Source organism: Kribbella sp. NPDC051936, assembly GCF_040680955.1.
GTDB lineage: Bacteria > Actinomycetota > Actinomycetes > Propionibacteriales > Kribbellaceae > Kribbella.
The window spans coordinates 62577-75906 of sequence record NZ_JBFAXS010000006.1 but is presented as its reverse complement, the minus strand read 5'-3'; the positions used below and the strand labels follow the sequence as shown (position 1 = coordinate 75906).

Sequence of the window (13330 nt, the reverse complement as noted above, 5' to 3'; positions counted from 1 at the left end):
CCTAGCGGCGCCGCGGGATCCAGGCCGGGACGGTCCGGCAGTACTCGTCGTACCGGCGGCCGTACCGCGCCCGCAGCGCCGGCTCCTCGTACCACCGGACGAACGACGCCATCACGGCCCAGGCGAGGACGCCGTACGCCAGCACTCGCCAGTCGAGGAACACGAGCGCCTGCCCGAGGATCGCCGCGACCACGCCGACGTACATCGGATTCCGCACGAACCGGTAGTCGCCGCCGACCACGAGCTCCTCGGTCGGCGCGACCGGGGCCGGCGTACCCCGCCCTTCGCGGACGAAGCGCACGAACGCCCGCAGGACGACGAACGCACCCGCAGCCACGATCACGAACCCCGGCCAGAACCGCGGCGCGGCCCAGCCACTGACCCACCACGGCAACACTCCGGCGACCACACAGGGGGCGGCGAAGAAGAACACCGTGCTGCCGAGGATCGCTTTGACCATGGGGATCCCTTAGAATGTCTGCAGAGCCTCCGGCACGGATTCCCGTGTGCGGAGGCTTTCGTGTATGACGACTCTTCTCTACAAGGCCGCGGGTGACATCCACGGTGACGACATCCTGCCGCTCAACCAGTTACGGACGCACTACCCCGCCGGGTACGGCGCGATCAGCCGAACCCCTGGCTTCCGAGGCCGGCGTCGCGGGCGCGGGCCACGGCTTCGGCGCGGCCGGCGACGTGGAGTTTGGTGAAGATGTTGGAGACGTGATTGCGGACCGTCTTGTCACTGACGACCAACTGGCGCGCGATCGCGGCGTTCGTCAAGCCTCGGGCGACCAGGTCGAGGATCTCACGCTCGCGATCCGTCAACTCGGGGAACGGCGCGACTTCCGGTCCGGGCCGGCCGGCGGCGAAGTACGCCAGCACCCGAGCGGCGATCGCCGACGAGAACACCGCCTCGCCGTGCGCCACCCCGTCCAGCGCCCGTCCGATCTGGGCCCGGTCGGCTCCCTTCAGCAGATATCCGCGCGCACCGGCCCGGACAGCGGCGAAGACCGACTCGTCGTTCTCCAGCATCGTCAGCACGAGTACGGCGATGTTCGGATGCCGCTGTGTCACCCGCCGGGTCGCCTCCACGCCGTTCAGCACCGGCATGTGCAGATCCATCACCACGACATCGGGTACCAACTCCTCGGCAAGCCGGACCGCCTGCTCACCGTCCGCCGCCTCACCGACCACGTCCTTTCCCGGCATGGTCGAGATCGCGGTGACAAGACCCTCGCGATACAACGGGTGGTCGTCGACCACCAGCACTCGCACCGTCATACCGCCTCCTTCGGCAGCAGCGCGGTCACCGTCGTACCGAACGGGCCGGATTCGATCTGCAGCTGACCACCGAGTTCCTCGGCCCGCTCGCGCATGGACGCCGTACCGACGCCCACTCGCGGTCGATCGGGCAGCCCGCGACCGTCGTCGACGACCTCGATCCGCACGCACTCCTCCGCGTCGCACAGCCGGACGGCAACGGTCCCCGCACCAGCATGCCGGACCGCGTTGCCGGTCGCCTCACCGGCGATGTGGTACGCCGCGACCTCAACAGCGGCAGGCAGTCCCGGGATCTCGTCCGCGGTCACCCTCACCTTGGTCGTACCTGTGGACAACCGGTTCCCCAACGCGCGCACCGCGGCCGCCAGCCCGAGCTCGTCCAGCATCGGCGGCCGGAGCTCGTGCACCAACGCCCGGACGTCCGCGACCGCCGCGTTGACCCGCGGCACCAGGCGATCGAGCAGTTGCCGGGCGGCTTCCGGATCGTCCGCCGCGAGGTCGCGCGCGGTCTCCAGGTGCAGAGCGAGAGCGGCCAGCGACGGCCCCACGCCGTCGTGAAGGTCGCGGCGGAGCCGTCGCCGTTCCTCCTCCCGCGCGACCACGACGGCCTCGCGCGCACGCTGCGCCTCGCGGGCCAGCAGGACGGTGTGCGCCGCGACAGCGGCCTGCACGGCGAGTTCGTCGAGAGCGCGCAGCTCGTGCCGGTCGAACTCCGACGACCGCGCGACCGTGAGCTCACCGAGCGACTCACCGGCATACATCAGCTCGACGGTCGTGCCCCCACTCGAGCCGTCGCCGTACGACGTCACCGACCCGTCCCGCAGCTCGAGCGTCGCACGCGCTGCCCGCAGCGACCGCGCCACCCGCTCGACCACCGACGGCAGGACCCGTTCGGTCAGGTCGTCGGGTGTGGTGGCCGCCGCCAGTCGCCGGCCCAGTCGCGTCAGTACGGCGTACGGCTCCTCGACATCGCCGTGCACCAGGCGATTGACGTGCCGCTGAAGCCAGGAACGCAGGGGCAATGCGGCCAGCGCAACGACGGTTGTCGCGAGGATCGGCGTACCGGTCGTGGTGCCGAGTCCATCGCCGACCAGCCACACGGTGCCGGCGTACAGGGCGACCACGAGCGATGACAGACCGCCGTACACCAGTGCTCGCGAGATGACGACGTCCACGTCCCACAAGCCGTGGCGCAGCACCGCGATCCCGATCGCGATCGGCAGTGGGAGCATCGCGAGAGCCGCGACCGGACCGGTCGCGGCGGCCGGGAGCAACCTCGCGATCCCGAACAGGACGAGCGTGCAGGCATACCCGACAACGACCCATTTGAGCTGCTGTCGCTCGAGATCCGCGGCCGCTCGCCATCTGGTGACCAATGAGACGAGGCCCATCAGGACCGCGACGAGAAGCAGTAGGCCGGTGACCGCACCGGCTATCGGGCCGCCGACGGCCGCAACGGCGAGTGGGTTCGTCGCGCCGCGGAGGGCCTCAGGGAAGTCTTGGGAGTCGTACGGCGTGAGGGCCCAGACGAGCGTGATCGCGGCAACTGCGGCGAGGTTCACCAGGAGCGCGAGCCGGGACCGCGCGCGGCCGTCCGGCAGCAGCACCGGTAGCAGTACGGCGATCGCGACGTACCCGGGCGCCCAGAGCCAGGCACCCAGCCAGGTCGTCCAGTTGTCGCCGGTGAGTGCCCCGAGCTCGCTGCCGAGCAGTGCGAGACCTTGGGTGAGCGCAATCGCTCCCAGCACGAACTGGATCCGGCGGGCGCCGGGAGAGCGCAGGAGCAGGGCCGCGAGCCCGTACGCGACCGCGGCCGCGAGCTCCATCAACCAGAACGACGGCCCCATCGCGCGGCCCGCGGCGGCGTTGACCGCGTGGACGCCGGCGCCGAACAGTCCGGCGAGAATCGCGAGTATTCCGGGAACTACCCCCATGAAGGCATCATCGCCGCCGAGGTGTCCCGGCGTCACGGGACAAGAAGTCCCGAGCCGGAACGTGATGCCCACCCCTGCCCGCCGGGACGCACCGGCCGGGACCGTGGAGCGCATCAACTTCTACCGAGGAGACACCGTGACAACCACACCCGGCTCCACTGGCACCACCACCGACCTCACCACCGGCCCCACCGCCGATCCCACCACCGGCCATCGGCGGCGGCCCGCGGCGGTTGTCGCGTCGGTGCTGGTTGCGCTGATCGCGGCGGTCGGCGGCTACGGGGCGATCTACTTCACCGGGCTGGAGGGGTGGGACGGGATCGGGGTGAGCTTCGTGGTTGCGTACGAGTTCCTCAGCCTCATCGGCCTGCTGGCAGCCGTCGCCCATCTCCGCGGTCACCGCCTCGGGCGCCCGGCCGTCATCCTCTACGCCACCTGGATCATCTACTTCACCCTCTACAAACTGATCGCCTTCCAGGAAGTCCAGGCCATCCCCTTCGGCGTCCTGGCGGCGATCGCTCTCGCCTGCGTGATCCGCCCGCCGGCCCGCTGACCCTCGTTCGGGGATCTACCCTCGTCGGGGGAGGGCGTTGTGTGGATTCGGTTGCTCGGCGGATTCGGCGTGGAGCGGGCGGGCGTGCCGCTGGACAGCGGGGGCTGGCGGTTGCGGAAGGCCCGGACTCTCGTGAAGATCCTGGCGCTCGCCCGCGAGCAGCGGTTGCACCGGGACGCACTGGTCGAGGCGCTGTGGCCGGATCGGCCCCCGGCGTCCGCGATGAACAACCTGCACCAAGCGTTGCACGTCGCTCGGCGGGTGCTTGCCGGTGACGAGTCGAGCACCGGTTGGCTGGAGTTGCGCGACGACGTCATCGCGCTGCGATCGGACGGACTCGTCGAGGTCGACGTGCGGACTTTCGAACGACTGGCGGCCGCGGGCCGAACCAGTGGCGACCTCGCCGAGCTTCGGGCGGCAGTTGCCGCCTACACCGGCGATCTGCTGCCCGAGGACCGGTTCGAGGACTGGGCCGCGCGGCCGCGGGAAGAACTGCGGGAGGCCTTCTGCGATCTGCTCGTCGACTTCGCGGACGCGGCCGCGGCGAGCAGTTCCGAGGTGGAGGCGCTCGACGCGCTGCAGCGCGCACTCGCCATCGATCCGCTGCACGAGCACGGCGTTCGAAGCCTGATGCGGCGGCATGCGGCCATGGGCCGGTTGTCGGAGGCGCTGGCGCAGTACGAACGGCTGCGCGGTGACCTGCGTACGACGTACGGCTCCGACCCTGATCCGGAGACGCAGCGGCTGTACCGCGATCTGCTCGCCGGGAGCACGGAGGAGCCCGTCACGACGCCCCGGCACAACCTCGCGCCGGGGCTGACGAGCTTCGTCGGCCGCGAGCGGGAGATCGCGGATGTCCATCGCCTGCTCGAGCGCGGCAGGCTGGTCACGCTCACCGGTGTCGGCGGCGCCGGCAAGACGCGGCTGGCGGAGGAGGCCGCGCGCAGACTGCTCGACTCGTACGCGGACGGGATCTGGATCGCGGACCTGGTACCGGTGGCGGATCCGCACCTGGTCGCTGACACCGTTGCCGCCGCACTCGGGCTGGATCCGGCGGCCGGCTCGGACTCCCTGCGGACCTTGCTCACTCGCCTCGCCCCTCGCAATCTGCTGCTGGTGCTCGACAACTGCGAACATCTGCTCGCCGCCTGCTCCGGACTCGCGGGCGCTCTGCTGCGCGGTTGCCCCGGAGTCAGCGTGCTGGCGACCAGCCGGGAACCCCTGCACACCGAGGGCGAAGTGACGTTCCGGGTGCCCTCACTCGAACTGCCCGAGGCCGGCGACGCCGCGGACGTGGCCCGGCTCGGGACGTTGCCTTCGGCGCGACTGTTCGTCGAGCGAGCCCAGGCCGTCCGTCCCGGCTTCGTCCTCGACGCGGACAACGCCACGGCCGTGGTGGAGATCTGTCGCTGCCTCGACGGAATCCCGCTCGCGCTCGAACTGGCAGCTGCTCGTGCCTCGCACCTGGAGCCGGCGGAGATCGCGGAGCGCTTGAGTGACGCGCTGGCGCTGCTCGGCCGACCGGGTGAGCTCACTCGGCACGCGACGTTGCGAGCCGCGCTCGAGTGGAGTCATGCCTTGCTGTCGAACGACGAGCAGGTACTTCTGCGCCGGCTCGCGGTCTTCGCCGGCAGCTTCGCGCTCCCTTCGGCGGAGCGAGTGTGCGCGGACGAGCGCCTTCCGGCGACGGACGTGCTGGACTGCCTCGGCCGCCTGGTCGACAAGTCCCTGCTGCTGGTCGATCATGACGGTCCTCGCTCGCGCTATCGCCTCCTGGAGACCATTCAGCAGTTCGCCCGGGAGCGGCTCGTTGCCGCCCGGGAGATCGAGCAACTGGAGAGCGCGCACTGCCGGCACTTCCTGGAACTGACCTTGAACCAGGACCCGGAACGCGCCGGCGTCGTCGTCGAGCGTCCACAGCTGCTCGATGTCGATCACGACAACCTCCGTGCCGCGCTCGGATGGGCGCTCCGCAACGATCGCGAGCGGGCCTTGCTGCTCGGCGTGAACCTGGCTCAGTACTGGCTGGCGCGGGGACACTTCGCCGAGGGAGCGGGCTGGCTCGAACGCATTCTCGCGGTGGCCGTCGAACCGTCCCGGGAACGGGCGCGGGCGATCTTCGCACTCGCGGTCCTCGACGCCCGGAGCGGTTTGAGCGACAGATTGCCGGGCCTCGGAGACCAAGCCGTTGCGGTCGCCGAACAGTCCGGCGATCCCACCGACGTCGTGTACACGGGGGTACTGCGCGGCACACTCCTGCTGGGTAGCGGCGACCTCGACGAGATCGAACAGACCGCCGAGCAGGCGCTCGCACAGGCCGACGCCCTCGGATCCGCACCGGTCGCCGCCACCGCCCAAGGGTTGGCCGCGATGGTCGCTTTGTTCCGGGAGGACGTCGTGCCCGCGCAACAACGATTCGCCGAATGCCTGCGGCGACTGGAGCTGATCGATACGACGGCTGCGCCCTTCTTCCCGGCGGTGACGCTGTGTCTGCCGCTCGCGCCGGTCGGGGGGTCGATGGTCCCGGTATTCGAGGAGACGTTCCTGCTCGGCCGCCGGGTCGGTGCCGTGCGGGCCCGCGGCTACGCCCTGTCCGCGTACGCCGACGCGCATCGGCTGGCGGGCGACCTGGACGGCGCGTTCGACGCCGTACGACGCTCGGTCGACACGTTCGCCGGAATCGGCGACGGGTCCGGGCTAGGCCATGCGCTCAACCACCAGGGCTGCATCGCACGCGACCTGGGACTGTTCGATCCGGCCGAGAAGCATCTTCGTGACGCGTTGCGGATTCGTGAGCAGCTCGGTGACAGGCGTGGTGAGAATCTGACGCTGGCCAACCTCGGGCTGCTGGCCGCGGCGGCCGGTGACCCCAGAACCGGACGGCGCCTCGCGCGCATCGCCCTCGACCGCGGCGACGCGGTCGACGACCGGCCGGCGGCCGCGGGCGTGTTGCTGAACCTGGTCGTTGTCGAGCTCTTCGCCGGCGAACGGCGCGCCGCTCGAGTGCTGTCCGAACAGGCCGTCGAGGCCTTTCGGCCGCAGGGCTACTTGCGACTCGAGGCCTGGGGCCGGCTGGTCGCCGCCGAGCTGGCCGCGGACGACGGTGACGCTCAGGCAGTCGACGGACACCTCCGAGTGGCATCCGAGCTCTTCGGGAAGCTGGGTTGCCGCATCGGCACCGCCCGCGTCGCCGCCCTGTCGCAGCACGGCTGACAACACACGCTGATAGCGGGCTAAGCCACGCTAAGTCGTTGCGAAGGCGGCCTTCCTAACGTCGTTCCCGTCCAGGAGAGCCTGGTAGGACAACTAGGAGCGGAAATGACAACAACGCAAGCCCGGCAGGACGCACTCGGGGAGGCCACGCTCGGCGAGTTCGCCGAGGGACTTCGTGGCGAGCTGATCCGGCCGACCGATCCGTCGTACGACGAGGCGCGGTCGATCTGGAACGCCGCGCATGACAAGAATCCCGCGCTGATCGTGCGCTGCCGCGGCGTGGCCGACGTCATCAGGGCGGTGGAGTTCGCGCGGAGCGAGGGGTTGGCGCCGGCCGTGCGGGGCGGCGGGCACAGCATCCCCGGCTTCTCCACGACCGACGGCGGCCTGGTGATCGACCTGTCGCCGATGAACGCCGTACGGATCGACCCGGACCGGCGCCGGATCGTCGCGCAGGGCGGCTGCGTGTGGGGAGACGTCGACGCGGAGGCGCAGGCCTTCGGGCTCGCGGTCACGGGCGGTCTGGTGTCGACGACAGGGGTCGCCGGCTTCACGCTGGGCGGTGGGATCGGCTGGCTGGTCCGCCGCGCCGGACTCGCGTGCGACAACCTCGTCGGGGCCGATGTCGTCACGGCGGACGGCCGGTACCTGCACACGAGTACGGACGAGAATCCGGAACTGCTCTGGGCGTTGCGGGGTGGCGGCGGCAACTTCGGAGTGGTCACATCGTTCGAGTTCACGGCCCACGAGGTTGGTCCGACGGTTCACGCCGGCCTGGTCTTCTACCCGGGCGACCATGTGGCTGAGGTACTGCGCGGCTTCGGTGCGGCGGCGGGATCCGCACCGGACGAGTTGTCGCTGGCACTCAACCTGACCACCGCGCCACCGCTGCCGTTCCTGCCGGAGGAGGTGCACGGCAAGCCGATCGTCGCCGTCCTCGGCATGTATTCGGGGCGGACCGAGGACGGGGACGCGGCGACCAGGCCCTTCCGTGAGCTGGCGCCGGTGGTGGCCGACCTGTTCGGACCGATGCCGTACACCGCGATGCAGACACTGCTCGATCCGCTGTTCCCGCGCGGCATGCGGAACTACTTCCGCTCGGCGTTCTTCCACGATCTCGGGCCGACGACTGTCGATGCGCTCGTCACGGCGCACGCCCAGGTGCCGAACGGCGTCTCCGAACTCCACATCCACCATCTCGGTGGCGCGATGGGCCGGGTTCCGGCGGACGCCACCGCGTTCGGCACGCGGGACCGCGAGTACATCCTCAACGTCGTCGCCAGGACGCCGGATGCGAACGGGTACGACGAGGCGGTCCGGTGGGCTCGCTCGTCCGCGGCAGCGCTCGGCCCGGACTCGGCGTCGTACGTGAACTTCACCGGCGAGACGAACGAGGAGATCGTCCGGGCGTCCTACCCGACGGCAACCTACGACCGGCTCGTCGCCGTGAAGAACACCTACGACCCCACGAACCTGTTCCACCTGAACCAGAACATCCCCCCGAGTCGCTAGCGAGGTGTGCGGAGGTCCCGCCGGGAGCTGACGCCGCGCTTGGCGAAGATGTTGCGCAGGTGGATCGCGCCGTCACCCGCCCTAGGGTGTGTCCCTAGGGCCCTCCCCAGGTCTCTGACCGAGTCGGCTGCGATGGTTCAAGGCCGGCGCTCGGGACCCCCGGGCCGCCGGGTGACGGAGTACGGCGGGCCACCGCGGGCCGAGTAGCTGCCCCAGCCGGACGTCGCCCGACCGGGCGACGCCACACCGCCGAACGACACGGTTCTGGCGAAGTACTGCCCGGCGACGGCCCGGCCCTCCTCGAACGCCTTCCGGCCGATCGCGCAGGACCGGCTGAAGATCAGGTGGGACCCGAGGCCGGACAGGTCGGGGAGCTTCCCGAAGTGCTTCCACATCGCGTTCGTGATCCGGCGCTCGGCGATCCCGCGTTCCTGGGCGAAGCGCGGGTCGCCGAGGCCGTAACGGTCGGCGATGACGCCGGTCGCGACGGCCCACTTGCCGGTCGCGTTGACGATCGCCATCCGCCGCAGCATCTCGAGACGATCGGCGTTGTCGAGCCCGCCGAGTTCGTAGGCCAGCGTCTCGGCCGCGGGAGTGAACCGCTCGTAGGCGGGGAACCCGACCACGTTCTTGATCCCCGGGGCCACGAGACCGAGCTGGAACTCGTCGACGTAGTCGTCCAGGGTCTCGTGGCCGTAGCTCTCGGTCACGCCTTCCTCGAGCGCCCGCACCGCCGCAATGCGGAAGTCCTGTTCCGCGTCCGCGTGCTCGGTGCCGCGTCCGGCGAGCAGGTGCAGGTTCTCGTGGTACACCACGGCGAGCGCCTCTCGGTACCGCAACAGCGTCGCATCGTCCTGCTGCTGCCCGGCATGCAAGAACATCTGCCGGAGCGGCCGCAGGACCCGCTCCTCGTCGTACCGGATGACGTGATCCCAGCCCGCCGAGCCGAGCACGCGCAGGCCGTCGTCGGTCAGCTTGTAGGGCTGCACCTCCCACGTCCCGTTCCAGCTCGAGTGGTCGGCGCCGCTGACATTCACCGCGCCCACGTGCTGCAGCCGCATGAACTCGTCGAAGGTGGCAGGTTGCGGTAGCGGCATCCTCACTCGCCGACGTCCGCTCGCCAGCTGTTCGCGAGCTGGGCCAACGGCTCGTTCAACGCGAGGAGGGCGTGCTGCTCGAACTCGTCGCGCGTCTCGCGCGAGACGGCCGTGATGCCACGGATCCCCCGCTCGAGCCGGGCCACCCGCTCCCGCGCGTCGCCCGCGTCCAGCTCCGCCTCGGCGGCGATCCGTTGGGCACGCTCCATCCGCTCCCGGGCGTCGGGCGACAACTGCGCCGCCCACCGCTCGATCAGGAACTCCGCGGTCTGCCGCAGCCGTGCGTCCTCGATCTCCGGTACGACGCCACGCAGCGCCGTGAGCGCTTCAGCTGCGTCGACAGCACCGAGCCGCCAGCCGCGCTGCGCCGCCTTGTAGCGCTCGAGGAATTCGTCGTACGGCACGCGGTCACTGTAATTCAATCTGGCCGGACCGGTTGGTGAAGGTGCCGCTCTGCCAGGTGCCGGAGTGACAGGACGTCGCGCGCCGGCCGCGGGCGTACCGTGGTGGGGGTGGGTGGTCTTGGGGGTGGGGATTCGGGACCTGTTCGGGGGGAGCCGCGGTGGCCGAGTGTGGCTGCCGTGGTGCTGGCGATGTTGTTGACGTTGGTCCGGCCCACGGACTTACGGCTGCTGCCGGCGTGGGTGCTGCCGGTGGTCGAGGTCCTGCTGCTGACGGTCCTGATCGTGCGGGATCCGGGGCGGATCGACAAACGGTCGTCGTTGTTGCGTGGAGCGTCGATCACGGTCGTGACGCTGCTCGTGCTGGACGCGCTGGTGGCGACCGTGCGGCTGATCGCAGCGCTCATCCATGGCGGGTCGATGACCAACTCACCGACCAAGCTGCTCGCCGCCGGTGCCGTCGTGTGGTTGTCGAACCTGCTCTCGTTCGCGCTGCTGTACTGGGAACTCGACGCCGGCGGCGCCGCCAACCGCGCCCATCGGATGCCGCAGTACCTCGACCTCGCCTTCACGCAGCAGGTCAGCCCGGAGCTCGCCCGGCCGAACTGGCGCCCGGGCTTCGGCGACTACCTCTACCTGTCGCTGACCACCTCCATCGCCTTCAGCCCCACCGACGTGATGCCCCTCGCGCTGTGGGCCAAGCTGGCCATGGGCCTGCAGTCGATGATCGCGCTGGCCGTCGTGGGCCTCGTGGTGGCCCGAGCCGTCAACGTCTTCACCTGAGCGGCGGTAGGGCGGCCAACAGCCGAGATCTGGCGAATCTCGCCAACCGGCGCGGCATGATCTCGTTCACGTCCGTGGAGATGCATAGCATTGCTATGTATATTTGCGAGTGTGACAACACGAGATCTGACCGGCCTCGGGGAAGACCTGGTGGTGGCGTCGACGCGGCTGTCGCGGCTCGCCACCCGGAACGTGAACACGCTGCCGCACGCCGCGATGCGGGTGCTCGGGCGGCTGGACGAGCTCGGGCAGGCGCGGATCAGTGAGCTGGCCAAGGCCGACCGGTGTTCGCAGCCGACCATGTCCAACCTGGTGCAGCGGCTCGAGGACCAGGGGTGGGTGCGGCGCGCCCAGGACCCGTCCGACTCGCGCGCCAGCCTGATCAGCCTCACCGACGCCGGCCTCGCCGAGCTGCGCAGTGCGCGGCGGCAGGCCGGGGCCGCGCTGGCCGCACACCTGCGCCAGCTCCCCGCCGACGACCTCACCACCCTGGAGGCCGCCGTCGCCATCGTCCACAAGCTCCTCACCCTCGAACCTTCGGAGGCCACGTCCCGGTGAGCACGTCGTCGTTCCTGAAGCAGCCCAAGTCCGTCTGGGCGGTCGCGTTCGCCTGCGTGATCGCGTTCATGGGCATCGGCCTGGTGGATCCGATCCTCAAGCCGATCGCCGAACAGCTGCACGCGAGCCCGTCCCAGGTCTCGCTGCTGTTCACCAGCTACATGGCGGTCATCGGTGTCGCGATGCTGATCACCGGCGCGGTCTCCAGCCGGATCGGCGCCAAGCGCACCCTGCTCATCGGTCTGGCGATCATCGTCGTCTTCAGCGCGCTGGCCGGGCTGTCCAACAGCATCGGCGCGATCGTCGCGTTCCGGGCCGGCTGGGGACTGGGCAACGCGCTGTTCATCGCGACCGCGCTCGCCACGATCGTGAACTCCGCGGCCGGATCGGTCGCCGAGGCGATCATCCTCTACGAAGCCGCGCTCGGCGTCGGCATCGCGGCCGGCCCGCTGGTCGGCGGCGAACTGGGCACGATCTCCTGGCGCGGCCCGTTCTTCGGCGTCGCGGTCCTGATGACGATCGCGCTCGCCGCGACCGCGTTCCTGCTGCCCGCATCGCCGCCGGAGGCACGGCGTACGTCGGTCGTCGAGCCGTTGAAGGCGCTGCGGCACCGGTCGCTGGCGACTGTCGCGGTCACCGCGCTGTTGTACAACTTCGGGTTCTTCACGCTGCTCGCCTTCACCCCGTTCCCGCTGGCGATGTCGGCGCGCGAGATCGGGCTGATCTTCTTCGGCTGGGGTATCTGCCTGGCGTTCACGTCGGTGTTCGTCGCGCCACGGCTGCAGCGCCGGTTCGGCACCCTTCCGGTGGCGATGACCGTGCTGCTGCTGTTCGGCGCCGATCTCGCGGTGATGGGCGTGTACGCGCACCACAAGCCGGTGCTCGCGGCCGGCGTCATCGTGGCGGGCCTGTTCCTGGGCATCAACAACACGCTGATCACCGAGGCCGTGATGGCCGCCGCCCCGGTCGAGCGCGGTACGGCGTCCGCGGCCTACTCCTTCGTCCGCTTCTCCGGCGGCGCGGTCGCTCCCTGGCTGGCCGGCAAGCTCGGCGAGGAGTTCAACATCCAACTCCCGTTCTACGTCGGCGCCGTCGCCGTTCTGCTCGCCGTCGCCGTCCTCGCGACCGGCTGGAAGCCCCTCTCGCACCTCCGCGTCCCCACCACCCACTCTGAGTCGGAAGCCGAAGCCCTCACGGCCGCCGACGCCTGACCCTTCAACCCGACCCCGCCGGAGCCTTCTTCCGGCGGGGTCGTCATGTTGAACCCGGATGGTCGGTGCCGCAGGTAATGCCGTCGTGTGCAAGTCGACAGGAGGTATCGGGTCCTCAGGTAGTGCACCTGAGCCTGAACGTGCCCGCGCGTACAGCGTCTCACCGGTGCACTACCTGTCGACCTTGCACGCCCCGCGCGGCTGGCCAAGCGTCGCGAGAACATACCAAACGGTATGGTATGGTTTTCTGGTGTTGAGTCGTACCGAGTGGTTGGATGCCGGGCTCGAGTTGCTGGCTGGTGAAGGGGCGCCGGCGGTGACCATCGAGCGGTTGACCGGGGCGCTCGGGGTGACGAAGGGGTCGTACTACCACCACTTCAAAGGGGCCGCGGGGTACAAGGCGGCCTTGCTGGAGTACTTCGAGGCGCGGTACACGACGCGGCTGATCGACACGGTCGAAGGCGCCGGCGACAACGCGGCGGACGTGAAGCTGCAGCACCTGTTGCGGCTGGTGCTGGCGGATCCGGACAGTGCGGGGCTGGAGATCGCGGTGCGGGCGTGGGCGCTGCAGGATCCGGACGTGCGGGCCGCGCAGGAGCGGGTGGATTCGGCGCGTACGGCGTACCTGAAGAAGCTGTGCCGCGGCCTGAAGACGGAGGTGGATCCGGACCGGTTCGCGCAGCTGCTGTACCTGATCCTGATCGGCGCCGAGCAGGTGCTGCCACCGATCCACAAGCCGGACGTGCGGGAGATCTACGACCTGGTCCTCCGCCTCATCGACTAGAGG

Annotated in this window: 12 protein-coding genes; 7 read left to right on the top strand and 5 right to left on the bottom strand. The window is 70.1% G+C overall.

The window, feature by feature from the left end; translation table 11 throughout:
* Nucleotide 1 precedes the first annotated feature (1 nt).
* From AB0L64_RS21400 to AB0L64_RS21390, 3 genes are all read right to left on the bottom strand, one after another.
* The gene (locus AB0L64_RS21400) at nt 2-460 is read right to left on the bottom strand and encodes an isoprenylcysteine carboxylmethyltransferase family protein (protein WP_363712513.1); all 459 of its coding nucleotides are present in this window, start codon (nt 458-460) and stop codon (nt 2-4) included.
* A gap of 164 nt (nt 461-624) precedes the next feature.
* On the bottom strand, nt 625-1281 hold the full coding sequence (locus AB0L64_RS21395) for a response regulator transcription factor (RefSeq protein ID WP_363712511.1): 657 nt from the start codon (nt 1279-1281) through the stop codon (nt 625-627).
* Complete coding sequence (locus AB0L64_RS21390) at nt 1278-3215, bottom strand: sensor histidine kinase (RefSeq protein WP_363712509.1); 1938 nt, start codon at nt 3213-3215, stop codon at nt 1278-1280. Before AB0L64_RS21390 ends, AB0L64_RS21395 begins: the two co-directional genes overlap by 4 nt.
* Nucleotides 3216-3351: 136 nt before the next feature.
* On the opposite strand from AB0L64_RS21390, the gene AB0L64_RS21385 reads away from it, so the two are divergent.
* The 3 genes from AB0L64_RS21385 (at nt 3352) to AB0L64_RS21375 (ending at nt 8493) form a co-directional block, all read left to right on the top strand.
* Nucleotides 3352-3768: a hypothetical protein gene (locus tag AB0L64_RS21385; RefSeq protein ID WP_363712507.1), complete on the top strand. Its 417-nt coding sequence runs from the start codon at nt 3352-3354 to the stop codon at nt 3766-3768.
* Between the two features lie 39 nt (nt 3769-3807).
* Nucleotides 3808-6981 (top strand): BTAD domain-containing putative transcriptional regulator, encoded by a 3174-nt coding sequence (locus AB0L64_RS21380; RefSeq protein ID WP_363712505.1) that lies wholly within the window; start codon nt 3808-3810, stop codon nt 6979-6981.
* A gap of 105 nt (nt 6982-7086) precedes the next feature.
* Nucleotides 7087-8493 carry an FAD-binding oxidoreductase gene (locus AB0L64_RS21375; protein ID WP_363712503.1) on the top strand — a complete coding sequence of 469 codons (1407 nt, stop codon included), beginning with the start codon at nt 7087-7089 and terminating at the stop codon, nt 8491-8493.
* A gap of 137 nt (nt 8494-8630) precedes the next feature.
* On the opposite strand, the gene AB0L64_RS21370 is transcribed toward AB0L64_RS21375, so the two are convergent.
* Nucleotides 8631-9590 carry a hypothetical protein gene (locus AB0L64_RS21370; protein WP_363712501.1) on the bottom strand — a complete coding sequence of 320 codons (960 nt, stop codon included), beginning with the start codon at nt 9588-9590 and terminating at the stop codon, nt 8631-8633.
* A 2-nt stretch (nt 9591-9592) separates the two neighbouring features.
* Nucleotides 9593-9994, bottom strand: coding sequence for a hypothetical protein (locus AB0L64_RS21365; RefSeq protein WP_363712499.1), 402 nt, complete (start codon nt 9992-9994; stop codon nt 9593-9595).
* Nucleotides 9995-10183: 189 nt separating this feature from the next.
* Between AB0L64_RS21365 and AB0L64_RS21360 the strand changes: the two genes are divergently transcribed.
* From AB0L64_RS21360 to AB0L64_RS21345, 4 genes are all read left to right on the top strand, one after another.
* Nucleotides 10184-10774 carry a hypothetical protein gene (locus tag AB0L64_RS21360; protein WP_363712498.1) on the top strand — a complete coding sequence of 197 codons (591 nt, stop codon included), beginning with the start codon at nt 10184-10186 and terminating at the stop codon, nt 10772-10774.
* A gap of 111 nt (nt 10775-10885) precedes the next feature.
* Nucleotides 10886-11332, top strand: coding sequence for a MarR family transcriptional regulator (locus AB0L64_RS21355; RefSeq protein ID WP_363712496.1), 447 nt, complete (start codon nt 10886-10888; stop codon nt 11330-11332).
* Nucleotides 11329-12543, top strand: coding sequence for an MFS transporter (locus AB0L64_RS21350; protein WP_359931821.1), 1215 nt, complete (start codon nt 11329-11331; stop codon nt 12541-12543). The genes AB0L64_RS21355 and AB0L64_RS21350 overlap by 4 nt, the downstream gene beginning before the upstream one ends.
* Nucleotides 12544-12793: 250 nt before the next feature.
* Nucleotides 12794-13327 carry a TetR/AcrR family transcriptional regulator gene (locus tag AB0L64_RS21345; RefSeq protein ID WP_363712493.1) on the top strand — a complete coding sequence of 178 codons (534 nt, stop codon included), beginning with the start codon at nt 12794-12796 and terminating at the stop codon, nt 13325-13327.
* The last annotated feature ends 3 nt before the right edge of the window (nt 13328-13330 follow it).